General features: G+C 66.3%; 20 protein-coding genes. 12 read left to right on the forward strand and 8 right to left on the reverse strand.

The window, feature by feature from the left end:
• The first annotated feature begins 179 nt into the window (after positions 1-179).
• Positions 180-1,703 carry a fumarate hydratase gene (locus AC0KXH_RS14950; protein WP_212542994.1) on the forward strand — a complete coding sequence of 508 codons (1,524 nt, stop codon included), beginning with the start codon at positions 180-182 and terminating at the stop codon, positions 1,701-1,703.
• 48 nt (positions 1,704-1,751) lie between these two features.
• On the opposite strand, the gene AC0KXH_RS14955 is transcribed toward AC0KXH_RS14950, so the two are convergent.
• The 3 genes from AC0KXH_RS14955 to AC0KXH_RS14965 all read right to left on the reverse strand — a co-directional run bounded on the left by AC0KXH_RS14955 (position 1,752) and on the right by AC0KXH_RS14965 (position 4,673).
• Positions 1,752-2,333: a DJ-1/PfpI family protein gene (locus AC0KXH_RS14955; RefSeq protein ID WP_488223630.1), complete on the reverse strand. Its 582-nt coding sequence runs from the start codon at positions 2,331-2,333 to the stop codon at positions 1,752-1,754.
• Between the two features lie 84 nt (positions 2,334-2,417).
• Complete coding sequence (locus tag AC0KXH_RS14960; protein WP_488224617.1) at positions 2,418-3,581, reverse strand: phospholipase D-like domain-containing protein; 1,164 nt, start codon at positions 3,579-3,581, stop codon at positions 2,418-2,420.
• A 192-nt stretch (positions 3,582-3,773) separates the two neighbouring features.
• On the reverse strand, positions 3,774-4,673 hold the full coding sequence (locus AC0KXH_RS14965) for an acyl-CoA dehydrogenase middle domain-containing protein (RefSeq protein ID WP_488223631.1): 900 nt from the start codon (positions 4,671-4,673) through the stop codon (positions 3,774-3,776).
• A gap of 171 nt (positions 4,674-4,844) precedes the next feature.
• Here AC0KXH_RS14965 and olsB point away from each other — a divergent pair, with 171 nt between their 5' ends.
• Genes olsB through AC0KXH_RS14980 form a run of 3 tightly spaced genes read left to right on the forward strand, consistent with a single transcriptional unit; the run spans position 4,845 to position 6,968 of the window.
• A complete protein-coding gene (gene olsB / locus AC0KXH_RS14970) occupies positions 4,845-5,594 on the forward strand; it encodes an L-ornithine N(alpha)-acyltransferase (RefSeq protein WP_488223632.1) in 750 nt (249 codons plus the stop codon).
• Positions 5,591-6,361: a lysophospholipid acyltransferase family protein gene (locus AC0KXH_RS14975; protein WP_488223633.1), complete on the forward strand. Its 771-nt coding sequence runs from the start codon at positions 5,591-5,593 to the stop codon at positions 6,359-6,361. The genes olsB and AC0KXH_RS14975 overlap by 4 nt, the downstream gene beginning before the upstream one ends.
• 25 nt (positions 6,362-6,386) lie before the next feature.
• Positions 6,387-6,968: an acyl carrier protein phosphodiesterase gene (locus AC0KXH_RS14980; protein WP_043221633.1), complete on the forward strand. Its 582-nt coding sequence runs from the start codon at positions 6,387-6,389 to the stop codon at positions 6,966-6,968.
• Here the strand turns inward: AC0KXH_RS14980 and AC0KXH_RS14985 are convergent.
• Complete coding sequence (locus AC0KXH_RS14985) at positions 6,956-7,732, reverse strand: class II aldolase/adducin family protein (protein WP_041104179.1); 777 nt, start codon at positions 7,730-7,732, stop codon at positions 6,956-6,958. The genes AC0KXH_RS14980 and AC0KXH_RS14985 overlap by 13 nt on opposite strands.
• A gap of 95 nt (positions 7,733-7,827) precedes the next feature.
• Positions 7,828-8,280, reverse strand: coding sequence for a flavodoxin (locus AC0KXH_RS14990; protein ID WP_488223634.1), 453 nt, complete (start codon positions 8,278-8,280; stop codon positions 7,828-7,830).
• Positions 8,281-8,454: 174 nt separating this feature from the next.
• Here AC0KXH_RS14990 and AC0KXH_RS14995 point away from each other — a divergent pair, with 174 nt between their 5' ends.
• The 6 genes from AC0KXH_RS14995 (at position 8,455) to cysZ (ending at position 11,937) form a co-directional block, all read left to right on the forward strand.
• Positions 8,455-9,078 carry a hypothetical protein gene (locus AC0KXH_RS14995; protein ID WP_041104175.1) on the forward strand — a complete coding sequence of 208 codons (624 nt, stop codon included), beginning with the start codon at positions 8,455-8,457 and terminating at the stop codon, positions 9,076-9,078.
• A 58-nt stretch (positions 9,079-9,136) separates the two neighbouring features.
• On the forward strand, positions 9,137-9,847 hold the full coding sequence (gene folM, locus AC0KXH_RS15000; RefSeq protein WP_041104174.1) for a dihydromonapterin reductase: 711 nt from the start codon (positions 9,137-9,139) through the stop codon (positions 9,845-9,847).
• Positions 9,848-9,860: 13 nt separating this feature from the next.
• Complete coding sequence (gene folX, locus AC0KXH_RS15005) at positions 9,861-10,235, forward strand: dihydroneopterin triphosphate 2'-epimerase (RefSeq protein WP_041104172.1); 375 nt, start codon at positions 9,861-9,863, stop codon at positions 10,233-10,235.
• A gap of 87 nt (positions 10,236-10,322) precedes the next feature.
• A complete protein-coding gene (locus tag AC0KXH_RS15010; RefSeq protein ID WP_043221638.1) occupies positions 10,323-10,616 on the forward strand; it encodes a DUF1244 domain-containing protein in 294 nt (97 codons plus the stop codon).
• Entirely contained in the window at positions 10,613-10,948 is a 336-nt protein-coding gene (locus AC0KXH_RS15015; protein ID WP_488223635.1) for a HopJ type III effector protein, read from the forward strand. The genes AC0KXH_RS15010 and AC0KXH_RS15015 overlap by 4 nt, the downstream gene beginning before the upstream one ends.
• Positions 10,949-11,148: 200 nt before the next feature.
• The gene (gene cysZ, locus AC0KXH_RS15020; RefSeq protein WP_200629187.1) at positions 11,149-11,937 is read left to right on the forward strand and encodes a sulfate transporter CysZ; all 789 of its coding nucleotides are present in this window, start codon (positions 11,149-11,151) and stop codon (positions 11,935-11,937) included.
• Between the two features lie 183 nt (positions 11,938-12,120).
• On the opposite strand, the gene AC0KXH_RS15025 is transcribed toward cysZ, so the two are convergent.
• From AC0KXH_RS15025 to AC0KXH_RS15035, 3 genes are all read right to left on the reverse strand, one after another.
• Positions 12,121-13,230: an NADH:flavin oxidoreductase gene (locus AC0KXH_RS15025; RefSeq protein ID WP_043221642.1), complete on the reverse strand. Its 1,110-nt coding sequence runs from the start codon at positions 13,228-13,230 to the stop codon at positions 12,121-12,123.
• Between the two features lie 161 nt (positions 13,231-13,391).
• Complete coding sequence (locus AC0KXH_RS15030; protein WP_041104168.1) at positions 13,392-13,874, reverse strand: glutathione peroxidase; 483 nt, start codon at positions 13,872-13,874, stop codon at positions 13,392-13,394.
• Positions 13,875-13,968: 94 nt separating this feature from the next.
• A complete protein-coding gene (locus tag AC0KXH_RS15035) occupies positions 13,969-14,454 on the reverse strand; it encodes an FKBP-type peptidyl-prolyl cis-trans isomerase (RefSeq protein WP_041104167.1) in 486 nt (161 codons plus the stop codon).
• A gap of 244 nt (positions 14,455-14,698) precedes the next feature.
• Here AC0KXH_RS15035 and AC0KXH_RS15040 point away from each other — a divergent pair, with 244 nt between their 5' ends.
• Together AC0KXH_RS15040 and pta are read left to right on the forward strand one after the other, a co-directional pair.
• Positions 14,699-15,886 carry an acetate kinase gene (locus tag AC0KXH_RS15040; protein ID WP_488223636.1) on the forward strand — a complete coding sequence of 396 codons (1,188 nt, stop codon included), beginning with the start codon at positions 14,699-14,701 and terminating at the stop codon, positions 15,884-15,886.
• A 158-nt stretch (positions 15,887-16,044) separates the two neighbouring features.
• Entirely contained in the window at positions 16,045-18,141 is a 2,097-nt protein-coding gene (gene pta / locus AC0KXH_RS15045; protein WP_165562863.1) for a phosphate acetyltransferase, read from the forward strand.
• The last annotated feature ends 47 nt before the right edge of the window (positions 18,142-18,188 follow it).

Raw genomic sequence — 18,188 nt, forward strand, 5'->3', positions numbered from 1 at the left:
GTGCGCCGCTGCACCGCGCTCGCTGGTAGCCCTGTCGCCGACCTTGGCCTGCATTTCTCTCTCCTGGTTCAGCCGTGTTACGGACTGTACGACGCGGTATACTGCCGCGCGTTTTTTTACCTGAGCGCGTCATCCGTGCCGTCGCGCTCGCTACCCGCCCCGCCTAGAGGACGCGCTGCATGACCGTGATCAAGCAAGACGACCTGATTCAAAGCGTCGCCGACGCTTTGCAATTCATTTCCTATTACCATCCCGTCGATTTCATTCAGGCGATGCATGAAGCCTACCTTCGGGAAGAGTCTCCGGCTGCACGCGACGCCATGGCGCAGATCCTGATCAACTCGCGCATGTGCGCCACCGGGCATCGCCCGATCTGCCAGGACACCGGCATCGTCACCGTGTTCGTCCGGGTCGGCATGGACGTGCGCTGGGACGGCGCCAGCATGAGTCTGGACGACATGATCAACGAAGGCGTACGTCGCGCCTACAACAACCCGGACAACGTGCTGCGTGCTTCGATCCTGGCCGACCCGGCAGGTTCCCGCAAGAACACCAAGGACAATACCCCGGCCGTCATCCATTACTCCATCGTCCCGGGTGACAAAGTCGAGGTGGATGTGGCCGCCAAGGGCGGTGGTTCGGAGAACAAGTCGAAGATGGCCATGCTCAACCCGTCCGACTCGATCGTCGACTGGGTGCTCAAGACCGTGCCGACCATGGGCGCCGGCTGGTGCCCGCCGGGCATGCTCGGCATCGGCATCGGCGGCACCGCCGAGAAGGCCGCGGTGATGGCCAAGGAAGTCCTGATGGACCCGATCGACATCCACGAGCTCAAGGCCCGCGGCCCGCAGAACCGCATCGAGGAGCTGCGCCTGGAACTGTTCGACAAGGTCAACCAGCTGGGCATTGGCGCTCAGGGCCTGGGCGGCCTGACCACGGTGCTCGACGTCAAGATCATGGACTACCCGACCCACGCCGCCTCCTTGCCGGTGTGCATGATCCCCAACTGCGCCGCGACCCGCCATGCGCACTTCGTGCTCGACGGCTCCGGCCCGGCCAGCCTGGAAGCGCCGCCGCTGGACGCCTACCCGGAAATCGTCTGGGAAGCCGGCCCGAGCGCGCGCCGCGTCAACCTCGACACCATTACCCCGGAAGAAGTGCAGAGCTGGAAGCCGGGCGAGACCATCCTGCTCAACGGCAAGATGCTCACCGGCCGCGACGCCGCGCACAAGCGCATGGTCGACATGCTGAACAAGGGCGAAGAGCTGCCGGTGGACCTCAAGGGCCGCTTCATCTATTACGTTGGCCCGGTCGATCCGGTGCGTGACGAAGTGGTTGGCCCGGCCGGCCCGACCACCGCGACGCGGATGGACAAATTCACCCGCCAGATCCTCGAGAGCACCGGCCTCCTGGGCATGATCGGCAAGTCCGAGCGCGGCCCGATCGCGATCGACGCGATCCGCGACAACAAGGCCGTCTACCTGATGGCCGTCGGCGGCGCCGCCTACCTGGTCGCCCAGGCGATCAAGAAGTCCAAGGTGCTGGCGTTCGAAGAGCTCGGGATGGAAGCCATCTACGAGTTCGAGGTGCAGGACATGCCAGTGACCGTGGCGGTCGACACCCAGGGCGAATCGGTGCACACCACCGGTCCGGCACTCTGGCAGCACAAGATCGCCGAGTCGCTCGCGGTCGAAGTGAAGTAACCGCCCAGGTGCAAAAAAACGCCCGGCAGTCGCCGGGCGTTTTCGTTTCTACAGTTCGATTCGCGTACCGAGCAGCTTCAGAAAGGCTGCCAGCCAGGCCGGGTGAGCGGGCCAGGCCGGCGCCGTGACCAGGTTGCCCTGGGTGTGGGCCTGGTCGACCGGGATGTCGACGTAATCACCGCCGGCCAGCTTCACTTCCGGTCCGCAGGCCGGGTAGGCACTGCAGGCACGGCCCTTGAGCACACCCGCGGCCGCCAGCAGTTGCGCGCCATGACAGACGGCGGCGATCGGCTTGCCAGCCGCGTCGAAGGCACGAACCAACGCCAACACCTCTTCGTTCAGGCGCAGATATTCCGGCGCACGCCCACCGGGAATCAGCAGCGCGTCGAAGTCGTCGGCGCGCAGGCCTTCGAAGTCGGTATTGAGCGCGAAATTGTGCCCCGGCTTCTCGCTGTAGGTCTGGTCGCCCTCGAAATCGTGGATCGCGGTACGCACGCTGTCGCCGGCCTTCTTGTTCGGGCAGGCGGCATGCACGCAGTGGCCGACCATCTGCAGCGCCTGGAACGGCACCATGGTCTCGTAGTCTTCGGCGTAATCGCCGACCAGCATCAGGATGTTCTTGGCAGCCATGCAAAGCTCCTTGGGTAAGCGCCAGTGGTGATGCAGCGACAGCCGGAGCCGCCAGAATCGCGCCGTGGCGCGACCGCGACGCCTCTAGCCCCCGCGGTTGAAGATATTGACCAGCAGCCGGTCGAGCCAGCCCCACATGCGCTGATACAGCCGCACATGCAGTGGCCGAGCGTACCAGCGCCGGAGTGTCACCTCGCGACTCTCGTCGAAATCCTGCCGGAAGCAGCGCGTCACCTCATCGGTGAACGCCGGGTCGATGGCCTCCAGGTTCGCCTCGAGGTTCCAGCGCAGGTTCCAGTGGTCGAAATTGCACGAACCGACGCTGACCCAGTCATCGACCATGACCATTTTCATGTGCAGGAAGTGTGGTCGATATTCGTGTATCCGCACACCGGCGCGCAGCAGGCGCGGATAGAAGCGTTGCCCGGCGTAGCGGACCGGCGGGTGGTCGGTGTTGCGGCTGGTCAGCAGCAACTGCACATCGACACCCCGGCGCGCCGCCCGGATCAGCGCCCGCCGCACCTTGCCGGTGGGCAGGAAATAAGGTGTGGCTAGCCAGATGCGCTGCTCGGCGCGGTGCAGTTTGCGCAGCAGGCTGTGCAGCACGTCGCTGTGCTGACGCGCGGCTGCGTAGGCGACCCGGCCCATGCCTTGCGAGGCCTCCGGGCGCAGCGGAATACGCGGCGCACGGCTCGGCTGTGGCAGGTGCCAGATACGGCGCCGGGTCAGGCAGGATGCCCACTGGCTATCGAACAGCCGCTGCCAGTCCTGCACCACCGGGCCACTGGCCTTGACCATGACCTCGTGCCAGTGCTGGCGCGGGTTGTCCGGGTCCCAGAAATCGTCGGTCACGCCGGTACCGCCGATGAACACGGTCTCGCTGTCGATCAGCACGATCTTGCGATGGTCGCGGTGCAGGTTGCGGAACCGCAGGCGCAGCTCCAGCGGGTTGTACAACCGCACTTCGATGCCGGCGCTGGCCAACCGTTCGCGGTTGCGCTGGCCGAGCTTGAAGCAGCCGAAGCCATCGAACAGGCAACGAATCCGCACACGCCGCTCGGCCGCCGCCAGCAGAACGCTCAGCAACCGGTCCAGGCAACGCCCGTCCTCGACCAGATAGAGCTCCAGGTCGATGGTCCGCTCGGCTTGCGCCAGCGCATCGAGCATCGCAGGAAAAAAGTTCGGCCCGTCTACCAGCAGATGGAAGCGATTGCCTTCACGCCAGGGCAGCACCTCGCCGGCCAGCATCATGGGCGGCGCTCCGGTAATGGCGTGAAGGGCATGAAGCTATGCGGCAAGCGAGCCGAACCACGGCACAGTGACATGAAATCCCTTGTCTGGATCGATCCGGTGATCGCCGCAGGCAGGGGCTTTTCGTATGGCCCCTGCGCGCGGCGCAGCTAGATTACCCAGACCCTTGAGGCACGCAAAGAGTTCGCCCTAGTCCGGCCCGCACTGAGCGACCGACTCGATGCCCAGCCTCTGTAACGCCCGAGACAGACGGCGCCCCTGCGCCTGCCGGGCGATCCCCAGGACCGCTCGGTCGCGTTGCCATTCAGCAGCCAGTCGGGCAGGCAGACACGGCGCCAGCCTGTCCTGCAGGACGGCGAACTGCTCGATGGCTCCGGCCAGCAACAGGTGCGTGTCGGCCGCGGCGGCCGGCAATCGGGCGATCTCGCGCAGGCTGGCGAGCAAGGCGGCCAGGGATACAGAGGCTGCCTGCGGCCCCTCGGCCGGCAGCAGACGGGCATAGAGCCAGGCGCCGAGCGCAGCCAGCACATGGATATCCTCATGGGTACGAAACGGCTTGACGTAATCGGCCCAACCATCGCCCGGCAACACCTGGCAAGGGGCCCTGTCGAGCCGTAAGCGGGCGTGCGGGATGTCGGGCACGACCGGCAAGGCCGGACCGGAACATAGCTGCACGCCGGCACCGGCCGCCGGCAGCAGACATAACGCCAGCCGCGGCGTATCGCCGGTTGCCTCGCTGCGCGCGGGCACCAGCAGCCATTGCGCCGCATCGCCCGCGGTGACGAAGTCCTTGCTGCCAGACAGGCAGCCGGCCGCCAGGCGCGTCTGCATGCCGGCCGGCGAGAGCTGCCGCTGTTCGGTGGCGCAGAGGGCGCCCAGGCCGTCCGGGGCCTCGCCCCACAGGGCCCGCAAGGCGGCCTGATAACCGGCGAGAAACGCCAGGCCCGGGGTCGCCGACCGTCGCCCGCCGATCAACGCCAGCCTGAAGCTGTCGGCACCCGCAGCGCTCTGCAGTTCGGCAAACCAGCCGCGCAGGTTGGCGACCTCCGCCGGTGGCGGCGCCGGGCCGAGCAGGTCATTCCAGAACATCGCTTGCTCCTCTGTCTCGCCTCGAGTCGAGCGCGCCGTCATCCAAGCATCACCGCTTCGTCACGTGCCCGACACCCGCCTGGCCTAGTTTGGGCCCGTCAGCACAAGGGGCGCGACAGACGCTCCCGGCAGCTTGCCAACACCGCCCCGCCGGGGCAACAGGAGGTCCGCATGAGTGTCAGCGCCATTCCCTCTCGCAACCTGCGCTCGCTACAGGCCGAGTATCTCGACCACCCCGGCGCCCTTCGCGAGGCGCAGGCATTGCGCTACCGCGTATTCGCCAGCGAGTTCGGCGCCAGCCTGCCCGGCGCGGCCACCGGGCTGGATGCCGACGAGTTCGACCCGCATTGTCGGCACCTCGGCGTGCGCGACGGCCGCGATGGTCGCCTGGTCGCAACCACGCGCCTGCTCGACGGCGATGCCGCCGGGCGGCTTGGGCGGTTCTACAGCGAGGGCGAGTTCCGCCTGCGCGGGCTGGACCGGCTCGACGCCCCGGTGCTGGAAATCGGCCGCACCTGCGTCGACCCCGGCTACCGCAACGGCGCAACGATCGGCGTGCTCTGGGCCGAACTGGCCGAAGCGCTCAATCGCGGCGGTTACCGCTATCTGATCGGCTGCGCCAGCGTCTCCATGCGCGACGGCGGCCTGCAGGCCCAGGCCATCATGCAGACGTTGCGCGACACGCACCTGAGCACCGACCTGCTCTACGCCGAGCCGATGACGCCCCTGCCGGAGATCGCAGTACCGGGCAACGTCACCGCGCAGTTGCCGCCCCTGCTCAAGGCCTATATGCGGCTGGGCGCGAAGATCTGTGGCGAGCCCTGCTGGGACCCGGAATTCCAGGTCGCCGACCTGTTCGTCCTGCTCAAGCGCGAGGAGCTCTGCCCACGCTATGCGCGTCACTTCAAGGCGGCGGTATGAGCACCGGCAGGCTGTGCACCAGGCTGTTTCGGCTGGCCCCGGTGCTGCTTGCCGGCCTGCTGACCGCGGCCGGGCTGGCGTGTCGGGAGCGGCTCGGTTGCCCCGCCTCGGCCGCTGTGCGCCAATGCTTGACGCAGCGCTTTCTCGGCCGCGTCACCGCCGCGCTTCCGTTGCGCGTGCGCGTCATCGGCCAGCCTGCCGAGCAGCCGATGCTGTGGCTGGCCAACCACATCTCCTGGGTCGATATCCCGGTGCTGGGCGGCGTGGCGCCGCTATCGTTTCTCGCCAAGCAGGAGGTCGCGCGCTGGCCCCTGCTCGGCTATCTGGCCCGGCAGGCAGGCACAGCCTTCATCTCCCGTGGCGCGGGCGATAGCCGGCGGGTCGGGGAGCAGCTGGCCGAGCGCCTGGCCGGACGCCAGAGCCTGCTGATATTTGCCGAGGGCACCTCGACCGACGGCTCGCGATTGCGCCGCTTTCATCCGCGCCTGCTGGAGGCTGCGGTGGTGAGCGGCGCTGCCATCCAGCCGGTGGCGCTGCGTTACCGCCGCGACGGCCGCCCTGACCGGATCACGCCCTACATCGACGACGATGAACTGCCCGCGCACCTCTTCCGGCTATTGCGCCATGGCACCGTCGAGGTCGAGGTCCTGCTGTTGCCGCCGATCGTCAGCGCTGGCCGCTCCCGCAGCGAACTCGCCGCGCTGGCGCACGGAGCCATCGCCGAGGCGCTGTTCGGCGCCGAACGCCCGCTAGCCCAGGCAGCCTGAGCGGGACATCGGCTAAGCTGCAGCGATGAACTACCTCGCTCATCTGCATCTCGGCGGCCAGGAACCTGACGCCCTGCTCGGCAGCCTCTACGGCGATTTCGTCAAGGGGCCGCTGCGTGGCCAATGGCCGGCAGCGGTCGAAGCCGGCATTCGCCTGCACCGGCGCATCGATGCCTTTACCGACAGCCATGCCCAGGTACTCGCCGCCAAGGCACGCTTCGCGCAGGATCGGCGCCGCTACGCCGGCATCCTCGTTGACCTGTTCTTCGACCACTGCCTGGCCACGCATTGGCCGCAGTTCAGCGACGAGCCGCTCGCCCAGTTCACCCACCGTGTCTACCGGGTGCTGGCTGCCGAGGCCGAACTGCCTGGCAAGCTCGGCCTCATCGCACCGCGCATGGCCGCGCAGGACTGGCTCGGCAGCTACCGCGAATTCGGTGTGCTCGAGCAGGTGCTGCACGGCATGAGCCGGCGGCTGTCACGCCCGGAAGGCCTGCTTGGCGCGATGGCCGAACTGGAGCGGCTCTACCGCCCGCTCAGCGCCGACTTCCACGCGTTCTACCCACAGCTGCAGCGTTTCGCCGCAACCGCCGCTCACTCGGCGTAGCCGGGGCTCTGGGCGTCCAGTTTGCGTAGCAGCGCCGGCCAGGCCAGCGCGCCACCCATGCCGTTCGGCGAGCGGGTCACGCCAGCGGCCATTGCCTTGGCCCCGGCCAGGATCTGCTGAGGGATGGCCACCAGCTCGGCGCCGCCACTCTGCGCCATCACCTGGATTTCGCAGGCGCGCTGGAAGATGAACATCATCAGGAAGGTGTCGGCGATGCTGCCGCCGCAGGTCAGCAGACCATGGTTGGGCAGCAGCATGAACGACGCCTCGCCGAGATCGGCCTGCAGGCGCGCCTTCTCGTCATGATTCAGCGCCACCCCCTCATAGCCGTGGGTCGCATAGCTCGACAGGACGAACAGCGACTGCTGGCTGATCGGCAGCACGCCCTGTCGTTGCGCCGACACCGCCACACCGGCGGCCGTGTGCGTATGCAGCACGCACGCAACATCCTCGCGCACCTCATGGATAGCGCTGTGAATGGTGTAGCCGGCCGGGTTGATATCGTAGGGGCCGTCCATCAGGCGGTTGCCGGCCAGATCGATCTTCACCAGGTTCGAGGCGGTGATCTCGTGGAACATCAGCCCGTAGGGGTTGATCAGAAAATGCTCGGTGCCAGGAATCTTGGCCGAGATGTGGGTGAAGATCAGGTCATCCCAGCCGTGCAGGGCCACCAGCCGGTAACAGGCAGCCAGGTCGACGCGGGTCTGCCATTCGGCGGCACTGACCTGGCTTTTGAGCGATGGCAAGGTATGTAGAACAGTCACGGCGCACCTCTTGTTGTCATTATCGGTGCGCTGATTCTAGCTACGGAGCTGCGTGCCGATAGTGGCCCTGGCAGCCAGGCTGCTGGCCGCTCGGGTCAGGCGCGCAGAGCCTGGGCGAAGCTGGCGATCCAGGGCTCGGCGTCGGCCTCGGGCGTGACCGTCTCGCTGGCATCGAGCCGCAACATGTCCTGCACTTCGCGCACGCCGAGTTCGACAAAAAGCTCGCGCACCAACTCGCCGCCCCCGCAAAAGGTATCGCCATAGCTGGCATCGCCCAGCGCGATGACGCCACCCGGCATGCCGCGCCAATCCGGCAGCCGATCTCGCAGCGCGGAATACAGCGGGACGAAGCTGTCAGGCAGTTCACCCATGCCGGTGGTCGAGGTCACCACCAGCAGGGCCTGCGGTGCAAAGGCCAACAGCTGGTCCAGCTGGGCACGCGGATCGTGCCAGGCCTCGAAACCGGCTTCGCTCAGCAGGCGCTGGGCGTGGCGGGCGACATCTTCGGCATTGCCGTAGACGCTGCCGGAAAGAATGGCGACTTTCATGGGCGGACTCCGTCGAACAAAGCTCGGCATTATGCCGCAAGCGCGGCATGACCGAGCAAAACGGTCGGAAAGGAACTTTACTCAGCACAGGAGGTCCACTCGCAGCCCCAGCGATGGCACCTTGCAGTCATGGCCCGGCATCCGGCGGTTGCTCCGCCAGCGGAGGAGATCGACATGACCGATGAAACGGTTCTGACCGAAGATGAGTTGGCGTTCATTCGCCAGCTGATGCTGCGTGGCGCCAGCAACGGCGAAGGACCGACCGGCTTTCGCGTCGACGGGGGAGCCAAGTCCAACGAGCTGCTGCTGCAGCTTGCCGCGCGAGCCGAGCTGACGCTCGAGGCCCGTAGCGGCGATTTCCGCATGTCCTTTCCGCTGCGCATCCGCGAAGACGAGCTGCACAGCCTCAACCTGCAATTGTCACCGCCGGTCATCTACGAACAGGGCCCGACGCCGCGTGCCTGGCGCCTGCACCTGGACGAACCCTTGCCGTTGCTCGAACGTGGCGGCGAGCCCAGCGCGTTGCAGGTGCGCGAACTGTCCTCGCACAGCCTGCTGGTGGAAACCGACAGCCGCCGCAAGCCACCAAAAAGCTTCCACTTGCAGCTGGCCCTGCCCGACGATGCACCGATGGAAATCGACGCGCGGCGGGTGCGCGAACTCAAGGACGGCCAGGCTGCCTACGAGGTGGAGTTCGCCGGGCAGAAGGATGCCGAGCGCATCCGCCACTTCCTCTATCAACAGCACAAGCGGCTGCACGCCGACCCGCTGTCGGAGGCACCCGCCGATCTGGTGTAAGCTGCCTGGCCCCTGCCGGTGCGATTGACCACCGGCCCCGTCGAGTCAGGTTCTTCGCATGAGCACAACGCCCTTTCCCGTGTTGATCACCGGTGCCGGACAGCGCATCGGCCTGCATTGCGCCGGGCGCCTGCTCGATGACGGCCAGCCCGTGATCATCACCTATCGCCAGGCGCGCGAAGGCGTCGAGCGGCTGCGCGAGCGCGGCGCACTGGCCCTGCCGGCCGACTTCAGCAGCCGCGACGGCATCCTCGCCTTCATCGACGCGTTGCGCGGCCACACTGGCGGTCTGCGCGCAATCGTTCACAACGCCTCCGACTGGGCGGCGGAAACGCCTGGCCAGGAAGCCGAGGTGTTCGAGCGCATGTTCCATGTGCACATGCTGGCGCCCTACCTGATCAACCTGCACTGTGCAGATCTGCTGCGCCACGGCGGCCCGGCGGACATCGTGCACATCGGCGACGACGTTACCCGCAAGGGCAGCAGCAAGCACATCGGCTATGCCGCGAGCAAGGCCGGGCTGGACAGCCTGACCCTGTCCTTCGCCGCCAGCCTCGCGCCGGCGGTCAAGGTCAATGGCATCGCCCCGGCGCTGATCCAGTTCAACCCTGACGACGATGAAGCCTACCGCCGCAAGGCGCTGGCCAAGTCGGCGCTGGGCATCGAGCCTGGGCCGGAGGTGATCTACCAGAGCCTGCGCTATCTGTTCGACAATCCCTATGTCACCGGCACCACCCTCAGGGTGAATGGTGGCCGCCACCTGATCTGATCGAGGAGCCCTCATGCCCCGTCTCGAGCCTGGAATGGCGCGCATCCGCGTCAAGGATCTGCGCCTGCGCACCTACATCGGCATCAAGGAAGAAGAGATCAACAACAAGCAGGACGTGCTGATCAATCTCACCATGCTCTACCCGGCGGCCGACGCCGTTCGCGATAACGTCATCGACCACGCGCTGAACTACCGGACCATCACCAAGGCGATCATTCGCCATGTCGAGGACAACCGCTTCGCCCTGCTCGAGCGCCTGACCCAGGAAATCCTCGACCTGGTCATGGCCTATCCGCAGGTGCGCTATGCCGAGGTCGAGGTCGACAAGCCCCATGCGCTGCGCTTCGCCGAATCGGTGTCGATCACGCTAGCCGGGCACCGAGACTGAACCGCCCAGGCCTTGGCAGCGCTGGCCGCTACCAGGAGCCAGGGTTATGATCCGGCCACCTCAGCCACCGCCGAGAACAATGCTCACATGAACGACCAACAACGTATCGAACTCGAAGCCGCCGCCTTTCGCCGTCTGGTCCAGCATCTGCGCAGCCGTCCCGACGTGCAGAACATCGACCTGATGAACCTCGCCGGCTTCTGCCGCAACTGCCTGTCGAAGTGGTACAAGGCGGCCGCCGACGATCTGGAGCTGGCCGTCAGCCTCGATGAGGCCCGCGAAGAGGTCTACGGCATGCCCTATGCCGAATGGAAAAAGCGCTACCAGAAGGAAGCGTCGCCGGAACAACAAGCCGCCTTCGAGAAGACCCACAAGCCATGAACCTCAAGGATTTCCGCGCCAGCCTGCGCAACCGCAACCACCGTTTCGCCGACACCCTGGCCTTTATCGCGGCGAACTACGACTACACGCCCAGCCGCTTCATCAACGGCGCCGCGGAAAATGCCGCCGGCGAAAACGAAGGCTCCTGCAAGACGCTCGGGTTGGCACTGCTCGAGCAGTTCACCACCGAGGAAGCCCTGCTCGCCTTCGGCGAGCACTACCAGTCGGTGCTGGCCAACCCGGCTGGAGACGACCACCGCAACATCCGCGCACTGATGGATACCGGTCTGCCGGGCGTGCGCTTCGATGCCGAGCCGCTGACCCGCAAGTGAGCCTCGCGCGCGACGGGCTGCGCCGAGCAGCTGTATAAAAAAGGGGCATCCAGGCACTAGGGGAAGGCTCTGGGATCGGATGCCCCAGGGAAAGCAACACCGCGAAGGCTACCGAGCACGCCCGTCGCGCGGAAATTCAAAGGCTGCATGAACGCCATAGCCTCGTGCTATCGGGCATGCGCCATGTACTGGAGTCCGCCATGCCTTCTGCCGTCCTGTCCGGCCCGCACTACCTGCAACAGGGCCTGCGCCTGTTGCTCAGCCCGGGGCTGCGCCTGTTCGTGATCCTGCCCGTCACCGTGAACGTGCTGCTGTTCGGCGGGCTGATCTACTTCGCCGCCAGCCGCTTCGACAGTTGGCTCGATGCCCTGATGCCGAGCCTGCCCGACTGGCTGGCCTTTCTCGAATACCTGATCTGGCCATTGTTCGTCGCGCTGCTGCTGCTCATGGTGTTCTTCACCTTTACCCTGCTGGCGAACGTGATCGCCGCGCCGTTCAACGGTTTTCTGGCCGAAAAGGTCGAGGTCGTCGCGCGCGGCGAAGACAACTCGCCACCCTTCAGCTGGGCGGAATTGCTGGCCATGCTGCCGCGGACGCTGGCACGCGAGGCGCGCAAGCTCCTCTACTTCGCCCCGCGTGCGCTGGCGCTGCTGGTTCTCTCGTTCATCCCGGTGCTCAATCTCGCGGCCGCGCCCCTGTGGCTGCTGTTTGGCGTCTGGATGATGGCGGTGCAGTACATCGACTACCCGGCGGACAACAACAAGCTGGGCTGGAGCGAGATGCTCGCCTGGCTGCGCCAGCGCCGCTGGCAGAGCCTGAGTTTTGGCGCTGCGACCTACGCCGCGCTGCTGGTACCAGGCCTCAACCTGTTGATCATGCCGGCTGCAGTGGCCGGGGCCACGCTGTTCTGGGTGCAGGAAGGGGGGCCGGCGCGACAGCTGGATCGGCAGGGTCCGCGAAGTGGAACGACGCCGCCTTCCGCGCCATAGGTGGAAGCCTGCCAAACAGTTCCCACCCACCGCCGGCGCAGACCGGCACCCGGCTGTTCTTCCGGGCGAACGGCGAGCGGTAGGTAAGCTCCAGGTCACCCACCGAATCCGACCAGTATGCGGGGCCGGGCGAAGACTAGAGGGTCGGGAATGGCAGATGCGCCGAAATCCCCCGGTCTCTCCTCACGCCAGCGTCTTCAGCGCCTCGCGGCTGAACGGCAGGATCTCTTCCATCCGCCCTTCGCGCACCTTCACCGCCCACTCGGGATCGCAGATCAGCGCACGCCCGACCGCCACCAGGTCGAATTCGGCCTTGTTCAATCGCTCCAGCAGCCCTTCGATACCGGCCGGCTGGGCCACCTTGTCGGTCTTGACCATGAATTGCAGGAACTCGCCGTCCAGACCGACACTGCCCACGGTAATGGTGGGCTTGCCGGTCAACTGGCGGGTCCAGCCGGCCAGGTTGAGATCCGAGCCTTCGAATTCCGGCTCCCAGAAACGACGCGTCGAGCAGTGGAAGATGTCCACGCCCGCCTCGACCAGCGGCGCGAGGAACTCACCGAGCGCTTCGGGCGACTGCACCAGGCGCGCCGTATAGTCCTGCTGCTTCCATTGCGAAAAGCGGAAGATGATCGGGAAGTCCGGCCCCACCGCCTCACGTACCGCCTGGACCAGCTCGACGGCAAAGCGCGAACGGTTGGCCAGACTGCCACCGTACTCGTCGGTGCGCTGGTTGCTGCCCTCCCAGAAGAACTGGTCGATCAGATAGCCATGGGCGCCGTGGATCTCGACGCCATCCATGCCGATGGCCTTGGCATCGCGCGCCGCCTGCGCGAAAGCGCCGATGACGTCGCGGATGTCCTGCTGGGTCATGCCGTGCACGACGACGTTGCCATCCTTGCACTTCTCCATCGGCCCGTACCCCGGCACGCTGGCATCCGGCTCGGTGCCCAGGCGCCGCACGTTACCGACATGCCAGAGCTGCGGCACGATGCGCCCGCCGGCGGCATGCACCGCGTCGACCACGCGCTTCCAGCCGGCCAGGGCGTCCTCGCCATAGAAGCGCGGCACCTGCGGATAGCCGTTGGCAGCAGCATGCCCGACAGTGGTGCCCTCGGTGATGATCAGCCCTACGCCCGCTGCGGCACGGCGGCGGTAGTAGTCGACGACCGCGTCGGTCGGCACCCCGTTGGGCGAGAACGAACGGGTCATCGGCGCCATCACCACGCGGGTGGGCAGGCGAAGACTGCCCAGTTCGAAGGGCTGAAACAGGGCTTGTACGTTAGCGGTCATGCATCGACTCCTTGATTCGTGTCGTTCACCGCGCCGGCACGCCACCTCGCCGGAGGCGCGGCCGGTCGGCTATTCGGAAGCGAGCATATGGCCGCCGGCATCGGCGGCCTACGACCATCAGCCAGATCTATCGAGCGGCAACCACGAGCGCGATGCACGCTTCAGCGCAGCGCACTCTCCACCGCCTGAATCAGTGCCGGATCGTCCGGCGCCGTACGCGGCGAAAAGCGCCCCAGCACGCGGCCGTCGGTGTCGACGAGGAATTTTTCGAAGTTCCAGGTGATATCGCCCGGGAAATCCGCGCCCTCGCCGGCCAGCAGGCGATAAAGGGGGTGCCGTTGCGGGCCATTGACTTCCAGCTTGGCACTGAGCGGAAAGCTGACGCCGTAGTTGAGCGAACAGAACGAGCGAATCTCCTCGTCGCTGCCCGGCTCCTGGCCGGCAAACTGGTTGCAGGGAATGCCCAGCACCACCAGCCCGCGTCCGGCATAACGCTGGTACAGCTGTTCCAGGCCTGCATACTGCGGGGTCAGCCCACAATGCGACGCGACGTTGACCACCAGCAGTAGCCGGTCGGCGTACTGCGACAGCGGCAGCTCACCGCCGCCCAGGGCCGGCAATACCAGTTGGTGAAATGCGCTCATGATTCTCCCTCCTCACGAAAAAGGCGCTCCGGTCGCAACCGGAACGCCTCCTTGACCCGCACGACTGGCGGCCCGCCCGCTGGCGGGCTACCCATCAGTGGTGATGGCCGCCTTCACCGTGGATGTGACCATGAGCGACTTCTTCCTCGCTGGCCTCACGCACGTTGACCACCTTGACCTCGAAATTCAGGCGCTGACCGGCCAGCGGGTGGTTGCCGTCGACGATCACGTCGTCGCCGTCCAGCTCGCGGATGGTGACGATCTGCATGCCGCCGTCCGGGCCCGAGGCGTGGAACTGCATGCCGACTTCCAGTTCGTCGACGCCCTCGAACATGGCGCGGTTGAGGGTGGCGACCAGTTCCGGGCTGTACTCGCCGTAGGCGTCTTCGGGCTCGATGGTGACCTGGATCTGGTCACCGCCCTGCTTGCCTTCCAGCGCCTTTTCCAGGCCCGGGATGATGTTGCCTGCTCCGTGCAGGTAGACCAGCGGCGCGCCGCCGGCGGAGCTGTCGATCACGTCACCGGCATCGTTGGTGAGTGTGTAGTCGATTGAGACAGCCTTGTTAGCGGCAATCAGCATGAGCGAAACCTTTAATTGCATGAGTGGATGAACGTCAAAGTCTAACCGCGCCCAGGCGCAATTGCGAACCGACGACTGATGAGTGGGACCGTCACGGCTTGACAAAACGCCGCGGACTGCTGCCATCGACGCCCCTGCCTACAACCTTTGGATGGCATCGCTTTTTGTAGGGCTATGCAAGAATCCCGGGCACATGACTCAACGTCCGCTTATTTCAATAACATTCAAGCACTGAGGACCACCGATGTCGGCTCGTAACATCCTGGTGATTAACTGCGGCAGCTCGTCGATCAAGTTCGCCCTGGTCAATGAGGCGCAAGCCACTTTTCCGCTGCAAGGTCTCGCCGAATGCATCGGCAGCCCGGAAGCGGTCATCCACTTCGAAAGCGCCGCCGGCAAGGAAAGCGTGAAAGTCCCGAATGCCGATCACCAGGCCGCCCTGGCTCAGATCCTGCCGCGCGTTGAAGACGCCGCTGGCGGGCACCTGCACGGCATCGGCCACCGCGTGGTCCATGGTGGCGAAAAGTTCTTCGCCTCCTGCCTGCTCAACGACGAGACGCTCGCCGGTATCGAGGCGAACATCCAGCTGGCCCCGCTGCACAACCCGGCGAACCTCAGTGGCATCCACGCGGCGATCAACCTGTTCCCCGACATGCCACAAGTCGGCGTATTCGATACCGCCTTCCACCAGAGCATGCCGGAGCACGCCTATCGCTACGCGATCCCGGGCTTCCTCTACACCGACCACGGCGTGCGCCGTTATGGCTTCCACGGCACCAGCCACCGCTATGTCAGCAAGCGCGCCGCGGAGATGACCAACCTGCCGGTTGAAGACAGCTGCTGGCTGGTCGCCCACCTGGGCAATGGCTGCTCGACCTGCGCCGTGGTCAACGGTGAGAGCCGCGACACCAGCATGGGCCTGACTCCGCTGGAAGGTCTGGTGATGGGCACCCGCAGCGGTGACGTCGATCCGAGCCTGCACAACTTCCTGAACAAGACGCTGGGCTGGGATCTGGCCAAGATCGACAACATGCTCAACAAGGAAAGCGGCCTGAAGGGGCTGTCGGGGCTCTCCAACGACATGCGCACCCTGGCCGAGTCCCGTCAGGCCGGTCACCCCGGCGCCACCCTGGCGTTCGAGGTGTTCTGCTACCGCCTGGCCAAGTCGCTCGCCGGCATGGCCTGCGCCCTGCCCAAGCTCGACGGCCTGCTGTTCACCGGCGGCATCGGCGAGAACTCCGCTGCGGTCCGCGAGCGCACCCTGGAGCACATGAAGCTGTTCAACTTCAAGCTCGATGCCGAAGCCAACGCCCGCTGCACCCGCGGCGTCGCTGGCGAGATCCAGACGGCGGGCAGCCCGCGCGTCATGGTGGTGCCGACCAATGAAGAGCGCCAGATCGCCCTGGATACCCTTGCCCTGCTCGATGCCTGAGCCGGCGCAAGCAGCGCTCCGCAGTTCCGACCCGGCACCTCTCGAGGGTGCCGGGTTTTGCCTTGTTAGCGCCGCGCATGCCGCCGCCCCCCGATGCGGTGCCGGTGACGTGCCCGCCTTTGCGCAGACTGAGCCTTTAGCTCCCTGAAGGAGATCCCATGCACACCTTGTTTCTTGCCCCAACCGGTTTCGGCGGTGGTCTGAACTCCATCAGCCTCGGCCTGATCCGCTCGCTGCAGGCGGCCGGCCTGAAGGTCGGCTTCTTCAAGCCCATCGCCCAGCCGTTTCCCGTCGACCAGGGCCGTGAGCGTTCCTGCATCCTCGTCGAGAACACCCTGTCGCTGAAATCCCCCGAGCCGCTGGCGCTCGAGCAGGTCGAGCGCCAGCTGGCCAACGGCGAACTCGACCTCATGCTCGAGGACGTGGTCAGCCGCTTCCAGCAGGTCGCGCTGGACAAAGACGTGGTGATCGTCGAGGGCATGGTGCCAACCACCACCTCCGATTACACCTCGCAGATCAACACCCACCTGGCCAAGAGCCTGGACGCCGAGGTCATCCTCATCGCCGCCCAGGGCAAGGACAGCCTCAAGCGCATGGCCGAACGCATCGAGATCCAGGCGCAGCAGTTCGGCGGCGCCAAGGACCCGAAAGTGCTCGGCGTCATCCTCAACAAGGTCAAGAGTGACGACGGCGTGCCCGCCTTCATCGAGCGCCTGAAGGAGCACCTGCCGCTGCTGGGCAGCGCCGACTTCCAATTGCTCGGTGCCATCCCCTTCGAGGAAGAGCTGAACGCGCTGCGCACACGCGACATCGGCGAACTGCTCGGCGCGCAGGTCCTGCATGCCGGCGAAGCCGACCAGCGCCGGGTGAAGAAAATCGTCCTCTGCGCCCGCGCCGTGCCCAATACCGTGCCGCTGCTGCAGCCGGGCGTACTGGTGGTGACGCCGGGCGACCGTGACGACATCATCCTGGCCGCCAGCCTGGCCTCGCTCAACGGCGTGAAGCTGGCCGGTCTGCTGCTGTGCAGCGACTTCGCGCCGGACCCGCGCATCCTCGAGCTGTGCAAGGCGGCGCTCGACGGCGGCCTGCCGGTCATGACCGTGACCACCGGCTCCTACGACACGGCCACCAGCCTGTTCGCGCTGAACAAGGAAACCCCGGCCGACGACGTCGAACGCGCCACCCGCGTGACCGATTACATCGCCGGCCATCTGCACCCCGAGTTCCTGCACACCCGCTGCAGCGTGCCGCGCACCGAGCTGCGCCTGTCGCCTGCGGCATTCCGCTACCAGCTGGTCAAGCGTGCTCAGGACGCCAACAAGCGCATCGTGCTGCCCGAGGGCAACGAGCCGCGCACCATTCGCGCCGCGGCAATCTGCCAGGAGCGCGGGATCGCCCGTTGCGTACTGCTGGCCAAGCAGGCCGAGGTCGAGGCGATTGCCCGCGAGCAGGGGATCAAGCTGCCGGCCGGCCTGGAAATCCTCGATCCGGACGCCATCGCCAACCGCTACGTCGAGCCGATGTGCGAAATGCGCAAGGCCAAGGGCCTGACGCCCGACCAGGCCCGCGAGCAGCTGCAGGACACCGTGGTGCTCGGCACCATGATGCTGGCGCTGGACGAGGTCGACGGCCTGGTTTCCGGCGCGGTGCACACGACGGCCAACACCATTCGCCCCGCTCTGCAGCTGATCAAGACCGCGCCGGGCTACAGCCTGGTGTCCTCGGTGTTCTTCATGCTGCTGCCCGATCAGGTGCTGGTCTACGGCGACTGTGCCGTCAACCCGAACCCGAACGCGACCGAGCTGGCGGAAATCGCCCTGCAGAGCGCCGAGTCGGCCGCCGCCCTCGGCGTACCGCAGCGCGTGGCGATGATCAGCTACTCCACCGGCAGCTCCGGCAGCGGTGCCGAGGTCGAGAAGGTCGCCGAAGCCACTCGCATCGCCCAGGAGCGCGCACCGCAGCTGGCGATCGATGGCCCGCTACAGTACGACGCGGCCAGCGTGCTCAGCGTCGGCCGTCAGAAAGCGCCGAACAGCAAGGTGGCTGGCCAGGCAACGGTGTTCATCTTCCCCGATCTGAACACCGGCAACACCACCTACAAGGCCGTTCAGCGCAACGCCAATTGCCTGAGCGTCGGCCCGATGCTGCAGGGCCTGGCCAAGCCGGTGAACGACCTTTCGCGCGGCGCCCTGGTCGAGGACATCGTCTTCACCATCGCGCTCACCGCGCTTCAGGCGGCCAGTCAGAAAGCCTGACGCACGCGCCAGCAAAGCCCGCCCACGCCGCATATGGGCGGGCTTTT

Source organism: Stutzerimonas sp. CXK-1, assembly GCF_057738225.1.